This window comes from Flavobacterium celericrescens (assembly GCF_011392075.1).
Classification (GTDB): domain Bacteria; phylum Bacteroidota; class Bacteroidia; order Flavobacteriales; family Flavobacteriaceae; genus Flavobacterium; species Flavobacterium celericrescens.
This window is the reverse complement of the sequence record NZ_JAAJBV010000002.1, coordinates 57,093-77,660: the sequence shown is the minus strand read 5'-3', so window position 1 is coordinate 77,660 and position 20,568 is coordinate 57,093. Positions and strand designations below refer to the sequence as shown.

The window sequence follows — 20,568 nt, the reverse complement described above, 5'->3', positions numbered from 1 at the left end:
AATGCAATACAACGCAAAAGCACCCTATTTAGTGGAAACCCATTGGCAAATAGATGAAGTCAAAGATGGGGACAGCATAATCATTAGCAATCTTTTCACTCGTTTGCAAAAAGAGATACGACTATATGGTTTAGATGCACCAGAAGTAAAGTACAATAGAAAGATGAAAGAGGACGAACAGAAAACACGTTTAGCTGCCCAATTTTTAATCCAATTAGGATTGGAAGCCTTGCATTATGTTTTGGAAGTAGCACCGCCTAAAACGGTGGTAACGATAATTACAGAACAGGATAACTTTTACGATTATTGGAACCGACAATTAGGGTATGTAATCTTGCCAGGAGGGGAGTGCTTGAATGATTTGCTTTTGATCAATGGATTTGCAAAAGCAACAGACGAATATTATTGTGGACGATTAGCAGAATTTCAAAAAATGAATCGCAAAGCACAACTTAAAAAACGAGGTATTTACAAGCATGTAAAAAAGTTCTGATTTGTTGTACTTATGTTGTACTAATAGATGTTTGAAAACTAAAAATATCAATAAATATAGTGCTTTACAGGCGTAATTGAGCTAAACCGCTGTTAGCAGCTGGCGTTATTCTTTGTCTATAAATATAATGACTTTATTTTCGGTAATTTTTGAAATAATTGTGTCATTTCTTTTTTCTGTAATTTTATATTCTTGAGAATTGAATTTTACTAATTTTTCATTTTCCGTATATTTTAATATTCTATACTTTTTTTGTTCATTGTTATAATTCATTTCAAAAGGAAACTCGAATTTTTGAATTGCAAAACCTTCACTTGCTACAAACCAATATTCATTAAGTATTTTATGTTTGTATTTGTATATTTCTTGAACAAGAAATTTTTTATTTTCAAATTTTATAAAACAACTTGACGGATAAATATTTTCATAATTTTCATTAAATTCTGCATTTTCAACAGTTAATTCTGTTTTTGTGAAATTTAGAATTCCAGCCAAAATCAGGATTGCAATTATTATTAATAAACCGATTAATTTTAGGATTTTCATTTTAACGAATTTTGGTTTGCACGCTTGCTGCTAACGTTCCGGCGCTTGGCGAGGTTGCGAACTTCGGAACCGATTATTTTCTATCAAAGATAAAATTTCTTGCGAGAAACAAACGTGAATTCACTACAAAATTCGCAATCTTGCCAAACGCCTGTTAGGCGTTCGCTTTTTTTTCAGATAAGAATGGTTGGTTTTTAAGTTGCTCTTCGTATTGTTCTTTACTTATGAACGGCCAATAATCAAAATCTCCCATTTTTTCCATTTCAGCGAATTCTTTTTCTCTTTCTTTTCTTTTTTCTTTATAATGTATGCCCAAAGTAATGACGCTTAGTATAATATCTTTGAATGAGAATCTTATAAGTGGATTTGTTGGGTCAATGTATGACCATTCATATTCATTATTTGAGTGTAAGAATAGAATATAGCGTGCAATATCCTTTAATTGTTTTTCTTCAAGTTTGTATTTATCTTTCAATTTGTATTCTTTCAAATCACTATATAAGCACCAACTTAATTCTAACAAAGGTCTAATAATCGGATCGTCAAATTTAGCTTCTTTTGCTCTATAATATTGTTCAGGAAGCCATCCAAATGTTACGTCGTCAGTAATATAGTCTTCAAACTCATCATTTGTTATTAATCCAATTGATAAATGTCTTAAATGATAAGCTAATTTTTTTCGTCTTTCTATATCAATCATTCTTTTAGATTTCGTTTTTCAAAGTGACGCCTAACGTTTTCCAAATAGGCAAAGGCGCCTAACAGGTATAGTGAATTAGCGCTTTTGTTTATTTGGTGTTGTACGTAGTTTATTTGAACATTTCACTTCTCATTATTTATTTTGGGTGAATTAGCGTCTATGTATGGATATCCAATTTTTTTAACCGCTTCTTTAACTTTACTTTCATCACTTATTTTGTGAACTATTATTACATATTCGTCCGAGTTTGTATCAATAAAACCAAGTTTAAAATTTTGCTTTTGAATTGACTTGTCAAAATCTCTAAAGACATTTTTAGCTGAAACCGATGCATTTTCGCCATAGTCTTTAGGATTGGGTAGTTCAATGTTTATATTAAAATTATCTTTCAAAGATGAATTAACTCTCCACACTAAGTCTCTAATTTCTTGTTTCCAATCTAACGCCATAATAAAATGAATGCCGTTATTGTCTAAATACTCTTTAACATAATTCAGTGTAGTATAATAGTTTTGGTCACCGTTATAATTACGAAGAGTGTCTATGAAACTCGAAACTTCTTTCTTTTTATTGTCTCCAAGGCACAGCTTAATTAATTCAATGTAACCTTGTTTTTGAGTTTCGATATCTGTCATAAGTTGTGATTTGTTTATAGTGTCAAATTTTTCTCTTGTTGAATTTTCTAATACAACTTTAGGGGTTGTCGTACCAGCACCACAGGATAAGGATAGTAAAGCAACTATTGTAGATAATTTGTAGTTTGTCTGTCTCATTTTAGGGTGTTTTTAAATTACGTACAACGTTCTGCGGCTTGCTCTCAGTGGCGTTGAACCAACACCAAGCCATCACAAATATAACAAAACATTCCATTCAGCAGCGGATTTTCCGTAGGAAAATCCGGAAGTAGCCATTGAAGCAAACCGCTGTTAGCAGTAGTGTTTTTTATCTTTCGGATATTTTTACTATAAATTCATTGTCAGCGGCAGTGTTTTTTTCATTATAGTCACTACAATTTTTACTCTCTTGTCCGAGTGGACAATTCGCAATTTTTATTGTATCAATTCCTTTTTCGTAAGCTTTAAAAATTAAAGTTATAATTCCTCCAGCACCTTCGGAACCAAGTTTTGCATACAGACTATTTTCGTATTTTCGGTTAACTAATTTTAATTTTTTGCTTCTATTTTCATTTAGCCAACAATTTGAAAACCCTGTAGAACCATTTTCGTATAATCTGATTTCTAAAGTTTCACCAACTTTTAATTCAAAGTTATTATTTTCCCCACTTTTATAATAGTTGCAAAATTTATTATAATAAGAAATACCAATCAGAATTATGATTGAAATAATTACTCCGAATATTTTCAAATATTTTTTTTTCAACTTTTCATTTTTAAGTTTTCGTGGTAACATTACTGCCAACGTTCCGGCGCTTGGCGAGGTTGCGAACTTCGGAACTAATTATTTTCTATCAAAGATAAAATTTCTTGCGAAATGTAAACGTGATTTTACTGTAAAATTCGCAATCTTGCCAAACGCCTGTTAGCAGTAGCTTTATTTTGTTTCAGTATTAATAAGTTTGCCTTTTTTCCAATATTCTATTTTGTGTTGTTTACCATTTTCGAGATAATAGTATTGTTTTTCAATAGGTTTGTCGTTTAGAAATTTCCCTTCGTATTTTACATTTCCATTTTCATAATATTCTCTATAGATTCCATTTTTGTCCAAGTCTATTAATTCTTTATCGGATTTTAGAAAACCATTTGGGTAATATTCTTTTACGGTTTCAATTTCCACGTTTTTTTCCTTTTCAATAATTTCTCTTTGAATTTTTAAATTACCATTTTCATAATATTCCAATTCTCTTGTAGTTTTTAAGTTTCTACTTTCTTTTTTATTGTGAATATAAGTGTAAAGTGAATTTTTAGCTACAAAGCCATTTTCATAATATTCTATTGATGTTAATAAATTTCCACCATTATAAAATTCAATACTTTCTAAATTTCCATTTTCGTAATATGTGTAATTATTACCTTGCAAAAAACTGCAATGATAATTGAAAACACTTTTTAATATTCCATTTTCATAATAATTTTTCCAAGTTCCGTGATATTTTCCAATATTAATAGAGTCTTTAATATTTATTCTTCCACAAGTTTGTAGTGATGAATAAATTGATATGTGATTAGTTTTATATTCGCAATTTTTATAAAAACCTTCAGTTTTTATATTTCCATTTTCGTAATATTCTTTATAAACGCTATCTAAAGTTTTACCAACAAGAAATCCTTCAACTTTCAAATTTCCGTTTGGATATTTTTCAACATATTTTTCTTGAGAATATATTTCACAAGAATTAAGAAAAATTAGTAATATGAATATATTCAGAAATTTCATTTTTTGCAGGTTTTTGGTAATATAACGGCTAACGTTCCGGCGCTTGGCGAGGTTGCGAACTTCGGAACCGATTAATTTCTATCAAAGATAAAATTTCTTGCGAGAAATAAACGTGAATTTACTACAAAATTCGCAATCTTGCCAAACGCCTGTTATAGGAAGCCTAAATATTTTGATTATGATTTGATGAGATAAAAATATTCTTTTCCACATGGACATTCTTCAATCAATTCCGGTTCATAGTAGTTTATGAAATCTCTAATTGCTAAAGTAGCGTTAAGAAAATCAAAATCAATCATTCTACGAAAAAGCATTTTGTATTTAGTATTTGTCTCATCTTTTATTGGTTTCAGGTGAATTATATCATTACGCAAATCAATTAAGTTTTTAATTAGAACAAATTCTGAAGGATGACTTTCTTCATAAGATTTTTTTGAAATTATCGATATTGCGTCAAGTTTATTGTGTATGCTTGGATGATTAATTTCTTTTTTCTTTTTTGAAATAAATTTATGGTTTTCAGGAATTGAATAATTTAAAAAACTTTCAATTGCTCCCTGTAAATTTACAATGCAGTTGACTGCCAATTTTGCGAAGTCTGCAAAATCTGCCGGATGGATACGACCTTGTATTTTAGTTATTTCTGGAGATTTTTTTAGTAATTCAGATTTGAAATGAAATAATGACGCATGACAAAGAATTGCATTTGAATAGAATATCAGAACTGGATTAATTTCTGGAATCACAATTTTTTTACTATCATATAAATAATCAAAAGCATAAACTATTTCTTTGTCAAAAATTAAAAATAAGTCTTTTCCATATTCATCTGATAATTTATCTGATTCTGAGTATTCTTTAATGAATTTCTGGCTATTAAGTGGAATTTCTATCTCTTTAGCAACTTCAGCTGCATCAAAATTTGTCTCGTACCTTTTTGTTGGTTTGTAGCTTATATGAACCATATTTAATTTTTTATTTTTCTTTAGTATAGATTTTTAAGAAAGATGCGAATTTAAAGTCACTTATTTTTCAAGCTTCTGCGAATAGGTTTCCTATAACGTTATGTGGCTTGTTTTCAGGTGGCGATTTAAGCACCAAGCCAATACAAATATAAACTAATTATTAAATTTTACAACGGCGTTTTCGGATTATCACTAAACCGCCACTTGAAACAAACCGCTGTTGTAAAATCGGTTTTATAAAGGTTTAACTTGTCCGCCTTTTTTAAGTGTCAAGTAAGTTTAAATTATTAAGTTATGATTAAAGATATTATTTTTTTCTATAAGAATTGGAGTTACGCAAAGAATCAACTTTTCTTTGGTCTAAAACTAAAGTACGCAATTTTGATAATTCCGATTCCATTCTTATTATTTGTTCTTCTTGTTTTTCTTCATTTCTTGAAGGAAATAAATTATTTATAAAATTATAAACACTTAATCCAGAACCAATGATAGCAATACCAAAAATGCACCAAAAAGTTTTAAGCTGCCATTTTTTTAATTTCAAATCAACTTTTAACGTATCTTTTTTTATTGATTCAATCTCAATTTCATCTATTTTTTTTGCTTTTTCATATTCGAGATACACTAACCAACCTACATTTTTAACAGATACGCCAATTTCAGTTAATTTTGCAAAAGACTTATTTTGGTTTAATTCAATAAGTGATTTATTTTCTGCTTTTATTAAAGAATTTTTTATCAAATCAATATCATCTGAACTAAAAGTTAAATTAAATTTTTGCCTTATTAATTTAGAATCTACATTTTTAAACTTATTGTTAGATAAAGTATTTAATAAGAAATCAATAATTTCGTCCGTAGTAGGTTTTTCCATTCTCATCGGTTTTTCTAAACTGTTTTACAACGTTTTGCCGCTTTGCGAAGACGGGGATTGTTAGCACTAAACTTCATTAGATGCACAAAGCTTGAATTTAGCACTTCACTGTCATCGAAGCACGAAACCCCCGCTTTTGCAAAACGGCTGTTAGCAGTAGTTTTTATTTCCGTCCTACGAGCTTGTCCAACCATTTAATTCTGTCTTTTACTATTCCAAATTTTTTCTTATGTGGGTTCCAAAGTGAATTGGTTTGTATCGTTGCATTATTTTCTGCTAAGTCTGCATAGATTTTCGACTGTTCCAAATCACCTTTATACTCTGAAATTACTGTCATTACAGAATACATGATATAATTTTGAACTGGAAACTTTAAAGTGTCTTCATTTATTTTTTCTGTCAGCAAGTTTTCCACTTTGTCATATAATTCTGTTTTTTCTGCACGAACAACTGTTTCAGAAAAATTCAAATATGCGGTCGTTATTACATTTGGAAATTCTTTTTCAAAGTCAAGCGATTTTTGAAAATAATCTATTGCGGTTTCGTAATCTTCTCTCAACTTATATATTTCGCCTAGTGAATTATATGTTTGGCTTTTTTCAATTCGGTTGTCGGGATAGTCTGTCAAGATTTTATTTAAAAGTGTCTCTGCAACCGATAATAGATTTTTGTCATGGGTCTCAATAAGTTCTATGGCTTGAACTCTTAAATATTGGGCTCGTCCGTCCTTTCTTGCACGTCCAAGTTTGGCGAAGTATTCTTCTTCGTCTGTTTTAGTCCAAGTTTTTCGTCTGTACCAATCTGTCATTGTAGGCTTTTTCTAAAATTACTGCTAACGTTTTGCGGCTTGCTCTCAGTGGCGTTGCACCAACACCAAGCCACTACAAATATAACAAAACATTCCATTCAGCAGCGGATTTTCCGTAGGAAAATCCGGAAGTAGCCATTGAAGCAAACCGCTGTTAGCGGAAGTGCTTATTATATTATTCAACGATGTGAATTATATATGAATAGTTTCTTTCTCTTTAGACTAGGTAATGAATCAAACTTTGCCAAAATAGGATATTTATCAATACCATTTCTATCATACTTTATGTGGTACTGATAAAGTAAAATTTGCTTTTGTTTGTTTGACTTGCCATCAGTAACGTTCTTTTTACTTTTTGTAACAGTAAAACTGAATGGAATTGAATCTTTATTATCTTCAATTAATAGCATTCCTGTGTTTTTCGTTCTCATTTCATATTTAAGACTTAATCCATCAGTTTCAGTAAAAGTTGGTTTTTCTACCATACTTGCGCAAGAAATTAAAACAAAAAAAAGTACTATAATTGAGAATTTATAAATCAGTTTTTTTTTCATAAAATTTTTTTCTGATTAAAGTTTGATAGCATTACCGCTAACGTTCTGCGGCTTGCTCTCAGTGGCGTTGAGCCAACACCAAGCCATTACAAATATAACAAAACATTCCATTCAGCAGCGGATTTTCCGTAGGAAAATCCGGAAGTAGCCATTGAAGCAAACCGTTGTTAGCAGTAGCCTTTTTAAAATACAATCATTCCGTTTTGTAATCCCAAAGGATATGGTAATTTTTTTTCTCTATTTATGATAATATTAATTCCTTCTAAATCTTTAACGTCAGCTCTACCCATAGAGTTTCCACACCAAAAATCTGTAATTTTTTCTGCATTATATTCAATAAATAATATTTTTGAAGTAATACCTGGTCCGATTGAAATTGAGTAATATAAGACTAATGTACTTTTGCTTTTCGCATAAAATATTAATCCTCTTTCAGGCAATTTTTTATCTAAATCTATTATATCACTACTTTGATAATCTTCGTTTGGGTTCGCAATTGTAAACTCGTCGTTTAAGCATTCCAATTGTTTAAATACGTGCATTGGAATATCTTCTTTTCGGTTTGTTATGTCAAACTTTTCTTTTTTGAGTTTATTTAAGAAAAAATCTAAGTTTTCGTTTTTCAGTATTTTTTCCTCGTCAATTTTAAATCCACAATCTTTTTGACCGAATAACAAAACGGAATTTAATATTAATAATATGATAAATATTTTTTTCAATTTCTTTTACGTTTAGTTTTCAAGGTTACTGCTAACGTTCTGTGGCTTGCTCTCAGTGGCGTTGCACCAACACCAAGCCATTACAAATATAACAAAACATTCCATTCAGCAGCGGATTTTCCGTAGGAAAATCCGGAAGTAGCCATTGAAGCAAACCGCTGTTAGCAGAAGGCTTTTTATTCACTAATTGTTATACATTTATTTTTACGAAAAACTATCCCTTTTGACACAGTATATTTATTTTCAGAGCTAAATAATTTCTTCTTTTTCTTAAGAGCAAAAATTATCAGTTTTCGATTATTAACTTTTATCGGATATGCAGACTTTACATTACTATTATTACTTTTTAGGTATATTTTCTTATTCTCAAAAATCAATTGTCCATTTTCTTCACTTTCAATTTTTTTAATTTCTCCATGTTTAGGTGAACTATTCACGATAGATTTCATTATGTATGTTGAATCTGCTTTCACTTCAATTTCAATTTCAGTTTTCACTTCATATTTGTCTGTATAATGATAACAATATCTTCCTATAAAATTTTGACTATGTCCAAAAAAACAACAAAAGAAAATAAAAAAAGTAAAAATGTATTTCGGAAATTTTTTCATAAGCTTTCTGCTAACGTTCCCAGGCTTTGCGTGGTTGCGGACTAAATAAGCCATAACTTTCGGTTAAACACTGAACTCAAAGATACAAAACCAACTTTAAATTAAGCCCAAAACCCGCAATCTTGCAAAACCTGTGTTGGCAGTAGTGTTTATTCGGTTAAAATATTAAAAGCAAAATACAAAATAAAACTTAAACCAATAATCATTCCAAGGCAACCACCAGATTTTTGTTTTACATAACCAGACTTGAAAAGTTTTACTTCTTCTTTGAAAAAATGTTTCATTGAAGTTTTATAGATTAAATCAAACCATTCCGTTTTTGATAAATCATTGTAAATAACTTCAGAAGTAGTTTCTGCTATAGTTGAAAAGCCGTTCATAGTATGAATTCTGAAATAGGCTCCATTGTTGTTAGTACGAACTAACTCATAAAAGTCAAAAGCTTTATTTTTATTTGCTAAACCAAGATAAAATGAAATTGTTTTATTATCATCTGAACCTTTAGCCGGATTTTTATCTCCTATTAGCGACATTAAACCTTCTTTGTAATTTTTAAATTGTTCGTTAAGTTTTGGATTACTGTTTACAGATTTTACTATTTCTTTTTTTGGAATAATTTCCTTAATTTTTTCGCAAATAGTTGATATTTTGTTATCTGTAATAAATCCAATGCTTGAACTTATTCCATTAGTTTGAACTCTTCTTATTGAATATTTGTTAATGTAAGGGTCATTTATAACACTACATAATATTTTAGGTTTATTATTTTCTATATAAATAACAAAATTATTTGCAACAGCTAATTCAATACCATCTTCATTTTTAACATTTTCAATATTATTTGATAGGATTTCAAAATAATTGTTAGAATTTTCAATTTTTCTTCTTGTCAAATTAAAATCAAATTCGAAATTGTTATATTCAAACCTGTCATCATCAATTTGGTTAATTTGAATGTTATTTCGTCTTAAAAATGCTTTGAACATTAAGAATGATGCGGAATCACTTAAATTAGTAGTGTTTTTAATATTTTGAGCAATTTCCTCGCTGTGTGAGTCATCATTAAGAAATAATGCTGCTACTTCATCAGAAAAACAAAACTTGTAAAATAATGAACTAATTATAAATTTTTCATTTTCAATGTTTTCATTTTCATCATCTTCAAAATCATCATCTTGAAAATTAAAATTTTGAAAGTCATTATCATCATCTTCATCATCCATATTGTCAAAAACTTGTCTACTTATATTTTTAGATGCTGTTGAAATTATAATGTCAATTTCATTTTGAGTTACATTGATTTTGTCTTGACTTTGAGAAAGAAAATTTCTGTAATTTTCACACTCTTCATTAATAATTTGTAAAAGAAACATACCTTCTAAAGGTGTTCCAGCCATTGGGTTTTTATGAAGATTTTCTTTTAATGAATTTCTAATTTCATTTTCAAGTTTTTCGACTAATATTCTGATGATTGTATTTTTATCCATTAAAATATTTTTAAGATTTTTTTTTCTACGTTGCTAAATAACATTACTGCCAACGTTTTGCGGCTTGCTCTCAGTGGCGTTGCACCAACACCAAGCCATTACAAATATAACAAAACATTCCATTCAGCAGCGGATTTTCCGTAGGAAAATCCGGAAGTAGCCATTGAAGCAAACCGCTGTTACCAGCAGGTTTTTAGTCTATTCCTAGTCTTTTATGCATTTCATGCCATTCTTTTCCAAATTGAATGCTTTCTAACGCAGCTTTTCGTTTGTCTTCAGGTAAGCACTCGATGCAAGTTGGATATTGAAGTCCTTTGTAATGCTGTTTACATTTAGGACATAATTCCATTTTTTTTATATCAAAATTATATGCACATTTTTTGCAAGCAGTTATTGCGTCTTCAAACGAAAGATACTTAATGCAATCATCGAGATGAAGTAAAAATGCCTCTTTCTCAATTGTTTCAGAATCAATATTTTTTGCACGTTCTCTTTGCATCCAATATTTAATACCTGACAAATTGTTCTTATTTCTCCATTTATCCTTTGATATGAAGCATTTATCTACAACTTCATAAGCGTCTTTATTTTCATAATAAATAGAGATAAGTTCATTTACAGATCTATAAATTGCTTCATCAAATTCATGCTTACAATCAACACAACGATATTTTGGAGTTTTTCTCACTCTTTCGCTTGGATTTTTGTTCTTACAATTCGGACACAAAAGAACAGGAACGTAATCATGATTTTTTATTACGTAATCTGTAAACTCAGATTTATTTATTTCTGGATTGTTCTCTATGTGGTCTTTGGCATACTTCCTTGTTATTTCTCGTAGATATTCCGAGTGTTTTTTTGGATGAGAAAGATGTTGTATAGTCAGTGTCTCATTGCCAGAGCATATTTCACATTTGTCTTTGAGAAATTTTAGTCTTCTTTCTTGCCAGTCTTTTGTGTGCCAAGATCGTTGTCCTTCTTTTACATCACCCCAAAATTGAGCCTTTGCGACTTCTAATTGAATTTCGCCTTTGAACAATTTGTTTCTTAGTTCTATGTGTTCGTTATAAGTCAACATTTTCTTATTGCTGATAGTTTGTACGTGCGTTTTTTAAACTTGCTGGTAACGTTCTGCGGCTTGCTTTCAGTGGCGTTGCACCAACACCAAACCATTACAAATATAACAAAACATTTTATTCAGCAGCGGATTTTCCGCAGGAAAATCCGGAAGTAGCCATTGAAGCAAACCGCTGTTAGCAGTAGTTTTTGACTTCTCAACTTCTTTTTTCAAAGTAAGATTTTACAAATTCAGCTAATTGGCTTTGGGTAATTAGATTTAACTGTTCATTGATGAAACTGCTAATTAATACGTTTTGATTATTATGATAGATAAATATTTTCTTTATAAGTGTATTTTCTCTTTCCACAATAGTATTTTCTCCTTCACCATATTTTTCTCCAGGTTTATAATAAGCATAGCTAATTTCTGGTTTGTAATATTCCAACACAGCAAAAATTTGATATAGTTGCCAATCTTTTGTATCATTAAAAAAGTAACCTCTTGGAATTTTAATTATGCGTTTATTTTCTGAGGTAACTATATTAATTTTTTGATTGTATCTTTCGCTTTTCTGTTCTCTATTTAAAACAGGAAGTGAATTTAGTTCTTTTAATTCAATATCTTTAAGATAACTCTCAAAGTTATAGTAAAAATGGCCATTTTGATAATCGAAAATGTAAATTTCTTTTATGGTTGGTATTTCCACGATGATTGTTTAAAATTACTGCTAACGTTCCAAGGCTTAATGTCTGTTGCGTAATTTCAAGACTGGCGATAACAAATATACCGAAAACTTTGAAAGAAAAAACATGATTGAAAGAAAAAAGATAAGAGACCAAGCGTCCAAAAAAGCCCAAGCGCAGCAATAGCATAAAACCTGTGTTGGCAGTAGTTTTTTATTTTCCCTTTACAATTTTATCAAGCCACGATTCTCTTTCGGTCACAACTCCAAGAAATTTGTGGTATCTAAACCCTGAAGTTTCTGCTGTAGCACTTTCTTCAGCTAGCTTTGCATAAAAAAAAGCTTCATCTTCCTTATTGTTATATTTGTTAATGATTGATAAAATTGAATTTACTTTGTATTTTTCAATTGGGAACAAAATTTTTGAATGTTTTTCCATTAATAATTTTTCAACTTCTTTGTATTTAGAAACAATTTTAGTTTTAATTATCAATTCAGAATAATCTAAATATGCTTGTGTTTGTACATTCGAAAAAATAATTTCAAAATCAATTGCTTTCTCATAATAATCAAGCGCTTTCGTTTCGTTTCCAAGCTGTTTGTAAATATTGCCAAGATTATGAAGTGCTGAACTTTTATTAAAGTTATCTTCTGAATATTCATTTAACATTTTAATAAGTAAGCTTTCTGCAACTTTCAATAATTCTTTGTTTTCTGTGTAAAGTAATTCGATAGCTTGGATTTTCAGATATTGCGCTCTTCCATCTTTTCTCGCACGATTAAGTTTAGCGAAGAATTCTGTTTCATCACTTTCAGTCCAAGATTTTCGTCTGTACCAGTCAGTCATTTTTGATTTAAGATTTCGTTATATTCTTGATTCTGCGTTAAAATTACTGCCAACGTTTTGTGGCTTTGCGAGGTGGTAAATAATTGAACACCAAGCATTTACCGATTAATAATTAATTTTAAATTTTTCCTTTTGTTTTCAAATATTCACTGTCTTTTGCCATCTTGCAAAACCACTGTTGTGTGATGCTGTTTCTTTTCGGTAAAGTTATTCAAATTTTTATTATTTTCGGCTTTTTAATTTCTCTACGTTATGACTGAAGATAAAGACATTATTAAGAATTTAGAGTATTTAGATTCTATACTACAATATTTTACAGTAACACAAAGAGATTATACAGCAGATATAATTTCACTATCTAATGATATTTTTAAATTAAAATTAGAAAAGAAACAAGGCGATTTTCCTAAACCTACAAATACAGAAGAATTATTTAATTCTGTATTTTCACCTGATAATGAGAATGCAATTTTTTATAAAGTTAAAGCATCCATTCAGTATTTAGTAGATGAGGGTTATCTTTTTACGTCCGATAATTACACACTAAAAATTACTTATAAAGGTATCATAAAATATTCAGAAGGTTTTGTTACGGAATACGAAAAACAGACATCCGATAAAACCCGTTTGATAAACGTTGAGAATTTTCAGCGTAAGATGTCTCGTTGGATGTTGTTTGTAAATGGTGCGATTGCTGTTGGGACAATTGTGGCGATGGTTTATTACATTCTTGAAATGATTTCCACTCCTTATTGCTTTTGTAAATAAACATACTTATACCTACTATTCCATAAATTGTTAAGATAACAACTACTGCAATAAAAATAAAGGCAATTTCTTTCACGTCTTTATATTTTTAAGAACGTAAATGTGATTTAACTGCTGATTTTCAACAGTTTCACACAACGTTCTGCGGCTTGCTCTCAGTGGCGTTGCACCAACACCAAGCCATTACAAATATAACAAAACATTCCATTCAGCAGCCGATTTTCCGCAGGAAAATCCGGAAGTAGCCATTGAAGCAAACCGCTGTTATAGTGCGTTTTTATATTTGCATTGTTATATAAAATTTTTCACGCTGTGAACAATTCTCATAAAAGTTTTGTTTATTTTCCTTAACACACTTCATAATTTCAAAAATATCTACTTCTTTAAGTTCTGTTTTAGAGTTTATTTGATAAACATCTAACTCAGGTGCTAAACCAAGTTGCACTTTCAAGTTAATAGCTTCGTTTTCTGATATTTTGAAATCAAACGTGAATTCGTCATAGTTAATTGCAGAAATAAAAACTTTGTATTTTCCTGGTTTCAAGCTTACTTCTCCTAAACCATTTAAATCAGTTGTTAAGTTTGTTATATGACCACTTTCCAAATTTTTAATTGTAATATTTGCTAGCGAGACAAATTTATTTTTGTTATCGGTTAATTGAATGGTTGATTTCAATTTACCTAAAATCTTTTCTTCGTTAAAAGTGCAGCTGTCTTCTAAGTTTTGGAATTGAAACCAATATTCATATTTATATTTAGAATTTTTGTCAATGCGGTTTAAGTGCCATTTTTGTCCGTAAACATTGCAGATAAGTAATAGAAATAATATTGTTGTTTTTTGTTTCACTATCGTTTTTTAAAATGCACTATAACGTTCCGGCGCTTGGCGAGGTTGCGAACTTCGGAACCGTTTATTTTCTATCAAAGATAAAATTTCTTGCGAGAAATAAACGTGAATTTACTACAAAATTCGCAATCTTGCCAAACGCCTGTTAGCAGTAGTTTTTTTTCATTCTGTAGCAAAACCTAAAATATCAAACTTTTTTTTATTTGAATTGTATTTTAATCTCACGTTTAATTTTTGGATTCCATTATTCAATACTAAAATATTTTCGGCTTTTGAGTCGCCAAAAGGATAATTTAAGTCATCATTATGAACTTTTAATTTTAATTCAAAGTTTTGCTTTTTCAATTCGGTTATTTTTCTCTTTAAGCTTTTTCCAATAAATACAATGTTTTCAGTTGAATCAGTTTTTGATAAATCTTTAGTAGTTAGTTCTTTTCCAACATTCAAAATTTCATTTATTGTTCTTTCATTTCTACAAGAAACAAAAAACATAAGAATAATAAGGCTAAAATATTTTTTCATAATTTTTGGTAAAATTACTGCTAACGTTCTGGCGCTTGGCGATGGGCGAATTTTCAGCACCCAATTTCTTACTAAGAACGATTTTCAAATATAGCACTTTTTTTCTTATGAAAACGAATTTTCGCCTATTGCCAAACGCTTGTTAGCGGCTGCCTCTTACTCTTCTGTGTGTCGTTTTAAATTACTTTCTCTACACTCTTTCAAACTATTTAAACTATCGAAATAGTGAAGACCAGCCTGGCCAGTTCCACTTGGCGACATATATTGATCAGAAATAATGAATCCATTGTCCAATTCAAAATAGCCTTTTTCAGAATTGTCGTTTTCCCACAAGTAGTCCACTATCTTTCTGTTTACGATATATTTTAGTTTGTTCTCGTGATACTCAATTCTATATGGTTTGTATTCTTTTATTGGTGGTTCATAATTAAACAATGCTTTTCTTAAACGATTAAAAATATTTTGTTTTCGTTTCTTATGAGCCTCAGCAACTTCAACGATTGTTTTTCCTTCTTTATTTATATGATATTCTGGTATATCCGCAAGATTGTCAAAAATAGTTTTAGCCTCAGAGTGTGGTTCAACTAACACAACGTCATTTGTCTGTCCGTAAGGAATTTCAATGCAGATTTTATGGTCAAGTTCTATAAAACATTCTGCTGTATCAAGCCAACCATCTACAACACCATATTTACATCTAATATCAGTTATGGTTTTACCCAACACTTTTTCAATTAATATCGTTTCGTTTGTCATATTTGAGTGTTCATTTGAGGTTGCCGCTAACGTTATGTGGCTTGCTCTCAGTGGCGTCGAACCAACACCAAGCCATTACAAATATAACAAAACATTCCATTCAGCAGCGGATTTTCCGTAGGAAAATCCGGAAGTAGCCATTGAAGCAAACCGCTGTTGTACAACGTTTTATTTTTTAGGCGTAAACAGTTTTTTCATTTCGTCGTTAAAGACATTTTCAGCTTCGTTCATTGAATTTGGGATGACACATTCACCAAGACTAATATAAATTTTCCCGTTGTCATCCTTTAAATTTAAGTTTTCTTTTTCGGAAATGTAGAAACTGTCCATGCCGTGTGTCAAAACAATATATTTATTCTCTAAATAAAATAATTTTGCTATTTCTTTTAGTCTTTTTACTGCTTCTTTTCGTACAAATTCTTCTTTATATGCAAACAAATACATTGTGTGTTCAAGATTACAAAATCTTTGATTTTCAAAAGTAGGGTATTTATTCAATTCGTCTATAATTTGTAATTCTTCAAAACATTGACTTAAATAAATATCTTGAATGAATAATATTTCATCATTATTTTCTTTTTCTTGAGAAAATACTTGTAGAGAAAGTAAAAGGAGAAATATCTTTTTCACAATGAAGTTTTTAAATGTTGTACAACTAGTAAATATCATCAAATATATACAACTTTTTTTAATTTTTAAACTTAGTCCTCAAGTTTTTTCTTACCTTTTATATCAACCATACGATCAAGCGGACTCTGAATCTTATCAACTGCAGTTTTCGTTAAATGCGTGTAAACAGTTGTTGTCTTTATACTAGAATGCCCTAAAAACTGCTGAATATAACGTATGTCTGTTCCATTCTCTAATAAATGAGTAGCAAAACTATGACGCAATGTATGCACACTCGCTTTTTTCTCTAATCCCGATAACTTAATCGCATTGCGCATTACCTGTTGCACACTACCCGTACTGTAAGGCTCGCCAGCAAACTGACCCTCAAATACATAATGCTTTCCATTGTATAATGTCCTATATAGTTGTAATGATGTAACAATCGAATAGGGCAACATAACCATTCGATCTTTCTTACCTTTGGCATTCTTTACATGTATCTTGTGCTCTTCAAACAAGATATCACTCCATCTTAAACTAACAATTTCACTCACGCGCAATCCTGCTCCATAACCAATCAATAGCAATAACTTATGTTTAGGGTTATCAACTACTTTAAAAACCTGTAAACACTCCTCCATAGTCAATACAACAGGCAATTTTTTCTCCTTTTTAGGTCGTGGAAGTACAAAACTATAATCATGTTTACCCAATACCTGTTGATAATAAAATTGAACACCATTCACCATACTATGACCACTCGTAGCAGATAAACCACGCTCCATTAACGAACCTAAAAAACGTATAATTTCTGCTCTATTTATATTTTCGGGATTTCGAAACTCAAAATAACGCAAAAACTGAATAAATGCACCACAATAGGTTCGCAATGTCGAACTACTATAATTCAAAGCAAACAATGTGTCAATCATACCAATCAAATAGGAGTGACCTTGTTCTGGAACCAAATCCAATAAGCTCTTCTTAGTTTTTGATAAGTCCAATTGTTTCTTATTCGGTAGATTACGTTTGTCTAAATAGTTGTTTGGAAGCAAAGATTCAATTGTAATACCAGTAGATTCAAACTGTAAATACAATGAATCTAGTACCACAGGAGCCGCAGGGAGCAAATAACAATGCTTAATCTTGCTATAACGCGCCATAGAAAAACGCTTTAATTTCTCATGAACCGCTACTATCTTTGGAACATAAACTTCCATCCAGGCTTGTGATTCTATATGCGGTAAAATCCTAATTTTTCCCGATATTTGAAACGAATCCTTAATAAAATAATCAGTACCAAAAAAAGCAGAAACACCAATAACCGCTTCCACCTGATGCTTCACAGATTCATTTCTAAAAACCATATAACTCTTATAATTCCCATTCCAATAAACACCTTTTATTTTTAAAAGCTGTTTGCTAATTTCGTGATGAAAATGCATCTTAAAAACCCAATATTTACCAATACTTGGCAACAATTGTAACTTTAATTTGTCAGAAATACTACAAACTTGTTTATGTTCAGGATTACCCAAACTTGGGCCTAACTGAATGGCGCTTGAAGAAGCTATGGGTGAAAGGTCACGATTTACAATACCGGTCACCATTGTGGGAATTGAAGATTCAGCAACTACTACCAAATCTGGAAAATGAGAACGTAATAGATGATAACAATTCTTAGAATAGTCTAAATACCAACAACGACGAGAACTACTATACGAAGCATCCAATCGTTTCAAAATTGAAATAATTTCAAAATCTTTATCAAAAAACACCCCAATGCGATAAGCACCTCGGTGAAAAATCTTTTCAATACGTATACTATTCATGGCAAATACTAAATTTAAATGGCTTATAAACAACAAAAATAAATAAAAATCTGAAACAATAATAAAATAATTCTAAAACCTGATTTTTTCTATTTCCTTTTACCTTTCTTCCTACGTTGTTCGTATAAACATCCATTTTTCCAAAGCTCATCCGAACAAGACCCGAACAAAACCCGAACAAAACCCCCATAAAATGAGACCAAACCTATCACGAACCATTAAATTAGGTCAAAACCAGTCAAAAGATTCCTTTTGCATACTCTTTAAGTATGCCGAGTGTATGATGAGTGTATGCGTTAAGTATGGTTAGTGTATGCCAGAAGTATAGATACAGTATAGATAGTGTATGCAAAAGGTATTTGAACCAAAACAAAAAAAGACACCCGAAGATGTCTTTTTTAAAAAAAATATTGTGAAATTAATAAGCCAAAAGCGCTTTCAATTCCGCTTCAAATCTACCTTTCGGTAAATATTGATCTTCTAACGATTTCATAAACGGAATTGCCGATTCTAAACTTCCTACACGCTTAACAGGAGCGTCTAAATGTTCAAAGCAGTTTTCCATAATCATAGCCGAAATATCACTGGCCACACCACCAAACAAAGTGTCTTCTTGCAAAATAATCACTTTATTCGTTTTCTTAACCGAAGCGTAAATCGCCTCCCAATCCATAGGTTGTAACGTTCTTAAGTCTAATAAATCCGCTTTGATTTCTGGGTTGTTGGCTAGCGTTTCTAAAGCCCAATGTACCCCAGCACCAAACGAAATGATTGTCACATCCGTACCTTCTTTAATCAATGACGCTTTCCCAAAAGGTAACGTGTAATAATCTTTTGGCACATTTTGATACACACTGCGATACAATTGCTTGTGTTCGAAGAATAATACAGGATTTGGGTCGTTAATAGCCGTATTCAATAACCCTTTTGCATCATAAGGAAACGCAGGATATACTACTTTTAACCCAGGCGTTTTCGTAAACCAAGCTTCGTTAGTTTGCGAATGGAATGGCCCCGCCTGAGTACCGCCACCACAAGGCATACGCACCACCACATCCGACTTTTCTAGCCATCTGTAATGTTGCTTTGCTAATAAGTTTACGATTGGATTAAATCCGGTAGAAACAAAATCGGCAAACTGCATTTCCATCACCGCTTTAAATCCGTTTATGGATAATCCGTTCGCCGCAGAAACCACAGCACTTTCACAGATAGGAGTATTTCGAACTCTTTCTTTGCCAAATTGCGCTACAAAGCCATCGGTGATTTTGAAAGCACCACCATATTCAGCAATGTCTTGTCCCATAATAACCAAGTTCTCATGGCGCTCCATCGACTGACGCAATCCATTCGAAATCGCATCAATCACACGGATATTTTCTACTTCGGATGAAGCTGTAAATTCCTCAAAATCGTAAGGCGCATAAACATCGCCCAATTCTTCTTCTAACGAGGCTACAATTGCCGGTTCTTCTTGAACTTTTGCCCAATCAGTATCAATCTCATTCTTGATAGCAGCGCGAATAGCTTCATCTTCTTCGTCATTCAATACCGCTGTAGCTTTTAAGTAATTTCTATAATTTTCTACAGGATCTTTCACCGTCCACATATCCATCAGCTCTTGCGGTACATATTTTGTACCACTCGCTTCTTCATGACCACGCATTCTAAACGTTTTAAACTCTAATAAAACAGGACGAGGATGGGCAACCATAGAAGCTTTTAATTCCGAAATTAAATGATATACTTCCAATAAATTATTACCATCTACAATATGACTTTCCATGCCATAACCCACACCACGGTCAGCAAGGTTCTCACAACGATATTGCTCGTTAGTAGGAGTAGATAAGCCATAGCCATTGTTCTCAATCACAAACAAAACAGGTAATTCCCATACCGCAGCAATGTTTAATGCCTCGTGAAAATCGCCTTCCGAAGTAGCACCTTCACCAGTAAAAACTGCAGTAACTTTTCCGTTTTTTCTTAATTTATTGGCTAATGCAATTCCGTCAGCAATCCCCAATTGTGGACCCAAATGCGAAATCATCCCTATAATCTTATAGTCTTGTGTTCCAAAGTGAAAACTTCTATCACGACCTTTGGTAAACCCGTTTTTCTTGCCTTGCCATTGCGAAAACAAACGGTGCAACGGAATATCACGAGTAGTAAAAACACCTAAATTACGATGCATCGGTAAGATGTATTCATCTTTATCTAAAACAGCTGTGATACCAACAGAAATTGCTTCTTGGCCAATACCAGAAAACCATTTAGATACTTTCCCTTGACGAATTAAGATGAGCATTTTCTCCTCAATCAATCGCGGTTTAAGGATTTTTTTATATAAATCTAATAACTGTGGATTCGATAATTCTTTTCTTTCAAAGTTCATGATAATGGAACAATTAAATTTTGCTCAAAAGTAATAAAAATAACATTTTGAAAGCGAATTGTTATAAAAAAGTTGCAACAATTTCAAGAACAATTT

Annotated in this window: 23 protein-coding genes; 2 read left to right on the top strand and 21 right to left on the bottom strand. The window is 31.2% G+C overall.

The window, feature by feature from the left end; all coding sequences use genetic code 11:
- The first annotated feature begins 1 nt into the window (after nt 1).
- Nucleotides 2-493, top strand: coding sequence for a thermonuclease family protein (locus tag G4L40_RS03055; RefSeq protein ID WP_166235693.1), 492 nt, complete (start codon nt 2-4; stop codon nt 491-493).
- Between the two features lie 105 nt (nt 494-598).
- Here the strand turns inward: G4L40_RS03055 and G4L40_RS03050 are convergent, their stop codons facing one another.
- The 15 genes from G4L40_RS03050 to G4L40_RS02980 form a co-directional block, all read right to left on the bottom strand.
- On the bottom strand, nt 599-1,039 hold the full coding sequence (locus tag G4L40_RS03050) for a hypothetical protein (protein ID WP_166235692.1): 441 nt from the start codon (nt 1,037-1,039) through the stop codon (nt 599-601).
- A 154-nt stretch (nt 1,040-1,193) separates the two neighbouring features.
- The gene (locus G4L40_RS03045) at nt 1,194-1,739 is read right to left on the bottom strand and encodes a hypothetical protein (protein WP_166235691.1); all 546 of its coding nucleotides are present in this window, start codon (nt 1,737-1,739) and stop codon (nt 1,194-1,196) included.
- A gap of 122 nt (nt 1,740-1,861) precedes the next feature.
- On the bottom strand, nt 1,862-2,512 hold the full coding sequence (locus tag G4L40_RS03040) for a DUF6630 family protein (RefSeq protein WP_235922576.1): 651 nt from the start codon (nt 2,510-2,512) through the stop codon (nt 1,862-1,864).
- Between the two features lie 169 nt (nt 2,513-2,681).
- Complete coding sequence (locus tag G4L40_RS03035) at nt 2,682-3,119, bottom strand: protease inhibitor I42 family protein (protein ID WP_166235690.1); 438 nt, start codon at nt 3,117-3,119, stop codon at nt 2,682-2,684.
- Nucleotides 3,120-3,290: 171 nt separating this feature from the next.
- A complete protein-coding gene (locus G4L40_RS03030) occupies nt 3,291-4,133 on the bottom strand; it encodes a toxin-antitoxin system YwqK family antitoxin (RefSeq protein WP_166235689.1) in 843 nt (280 codons plus the stop codon).
- A 176-nt stretch (nt 4,134-4,309) separates the two neighbouring features.
- Nucleotides 4,310-5,098 (bottom strand): hypothetical protein, encoded by a 789-nt coding sequence (locus G4L40_RS03025; protein WP_166235688.1) that lies wholly within the window; start codon nt 5,096-5,098, stop codon nt 4,310-4,312.
- A gap of 307 nt (nt 5,099-5,405) precedes the next feature.
- Nucleotides 5,406-5,972 carry a hypothetical protein gene (locus G4L40_RS03020; RefSeq protein WP_166235687.1) on the bottom strand — a complete coding sequence of 189 codons (567 nt, stop codon included), beginning with the start codon at nt 5,970-5,972 and terminating at the stop codon, nt 5,406-5,408.
- A gap of 163 nt (nt 5,973-6,135) precedes the next feature.
- Entirely contained in the window at nt 6,136-6,780 is a 645-nt protein-coding gene (locus tag G4L40_RS03015; protein WP_166235686.1) for a hypothetical protein, read from the bottom strand.
- Nucleotides 6,781-6,959: 179 nt separating this feature from the next.
- Nucleotides 6,960-7,334, bottom strand: a complete 375-nt coding sequence (locus tag G4L40_RS03010) for a hypothetical protein (protein WP_166235685.1) — start codon at nt 7,332-7,334, stop codon at nt 6,960-6,962.
- Between the two features lie 182 nt (nt 7,335-7,516).
- A complete protein-coding gene (locus G4L40_RS03005; protein ID WP_166235684.1) occupies nt 7,517-8,053 on the bottom strand; it encodes a hypothetical protein in 537 nt (178 codons plus the stop codon).
- Between the two features lie 176 nt (nt 8,054-8,229).
- Nucleotides 8,230-8,718: a hypothetical protein gene (locus G4L40_RS03000; protein ID WP_166235683.1), complete on the bottom strand. Its 489-nt coding sequence runs from the start codon at nt 8,716-8,718 to the stop codon at nt 8,230-8,232.
- A gap of 95 nt (nt 8,719-8,813) precedes the next feature.
- Nucleotides 8,814-10,151: a hypothetical protein gene (locus G4L40_RS02995; RefSeq protein WP_166235682.1), complete on the bottom strand. Its 1,338-nt coding sequence runs from the start codon at nt 10,149-10,151 to the stop codon at nt 8,814-8,816.
- 193 nt (nt 10,152-10,344) lie between these two features.
- On the bottom strand, nt 10,345-11,229 hold the full coding sequence (locus tag G4L40_RS02990; protein ID WP_166235681.1) for a hypothetical protein: 885 nt from the start codon (nt 11,227-11,229) through the stop codon (nt 10,345-10,347).
- 196 nt (nt 11,230-11,425) lie between these two features.
- Nucleotides 11,426-11,917, bottom strand: coding sequence for a hypothetical protein (locus tag G4L40_RS02985; protein WP_166235680.1), 492 nt, complete (start codon nt 11,915-11,917; stop codon nt 11,426-11,428).
- Between the two features lie 190 nt (nt 11,918-12,107).
- The gene (locus G4L40_RS02980) at nt 12,108-12,740 is read right to left on the bottom strand and encodes a tetratricopeptide repeat protein (RefSeq protein WP_166235679.1); all 633 of its coding nucleotides are present in this window, start codon (nt 12,738-12,740) and stop codon (nt 12,108-12,110) included.
- A 252-nt stretch (nt 12,741-12,992) separates the two neighbouring features.
- Here G4L40_RS02980 and G4L40_RS02975 point away from each other — a divergent pair, with 252 nt between their 5' ends.
- The gene (locus tag G4L40_RS02975; RefSeq protein WP_166235678.1) at nt 12,993-13,508 is read left to right on the top strand and encodes a hypothetical protein; all 516 of its coding nucleotides are present in this window, start codon (nt 12,993-12,995) and stop codon (nt 13,506-13,508) included.
- 277 nt (nt 13,509-13,785) lie between these two features.
- On the opposite strand, the gene G4L40_RS12995 is transcribed toward G4L40_RS02975, so the two are convergent.
- The 6 genes from G4L40_RS12995 to G4L40_RS02945 form a co-directional block, all read right to left on the bottom strand.
- Nucleotides 13,786-14,355: a carboxypeptidase-like regulatory domain-containing protein gene (locus G4L40_RS12995; protein WP_166235677.1), complete on the bottom strand. Its 570-nt coding sequence runs from the start codon at nt 14,353-14,355 to the stop codon at nt 13,786-13,788.
- Between the two features lie 162 nt (nt 14,356-14,517).
- The gene (locus tag G4L40_RS02965; RefSeq protein ID WP_166235676.1) at nt 14,518-14,877 is read right to left on the bottom strand and encodes a hypothetical protein; all 360 of its coding nucleotides are present in this window, start codon (nt 14,875-14,877) and stop codon (nt 14,518-14,520) included.
- 156 nt (nt 14,878-15,033) lie between these two features.
- The gene (locus G4L40_RS02960) at nt 15,034-15,633 is read right to left on the bottom strand and encodes a hypothetical protein (RefSeq protein ID WP_166235675.1); all 600 of its coding nucleotides are present in this window, start codon (nt 15,631-15,633) and stop codon (nt 15,034-15,036) included.
- A gap of 168 nt (nt 15,634-15,801) precedes the next feature.
- Entirely contained in the window at nt 15,802-16,263 is a 462-nt protein-coding gene (locus G4L40_RS02955; RefSeq protein ID WP_166235674.1) for a hypothetical protein, read from the bottom strand.
- Between the two features lie 71 nt (nt 16,264-16,334).
- Entirely contained in the window at nt 16,335-18,077 is a 1,743-nt protein-coding gene (locus G4L40_RS02950; protein ID WP_166235673.1) for a tyrosine-type recombinase/integrase, read from the bottom strand.
- Nucleotides 18,078-18,495: 418 nt separating this feature from the next.
- Nucleotides 18,496-20,472, bottom strand: coding sequence for an alpha-ketoacid dehydrogenase subunit alpha/beta (locus G4L40_RS02945; protein ID WP_166235672.1), 1,977 nt, complete (start codon nt 20,470-20,472; stop codon nt 18,496-18,498).
- Nucleotides 20,473-20,568: the final 96 nt, after the last annotated feature.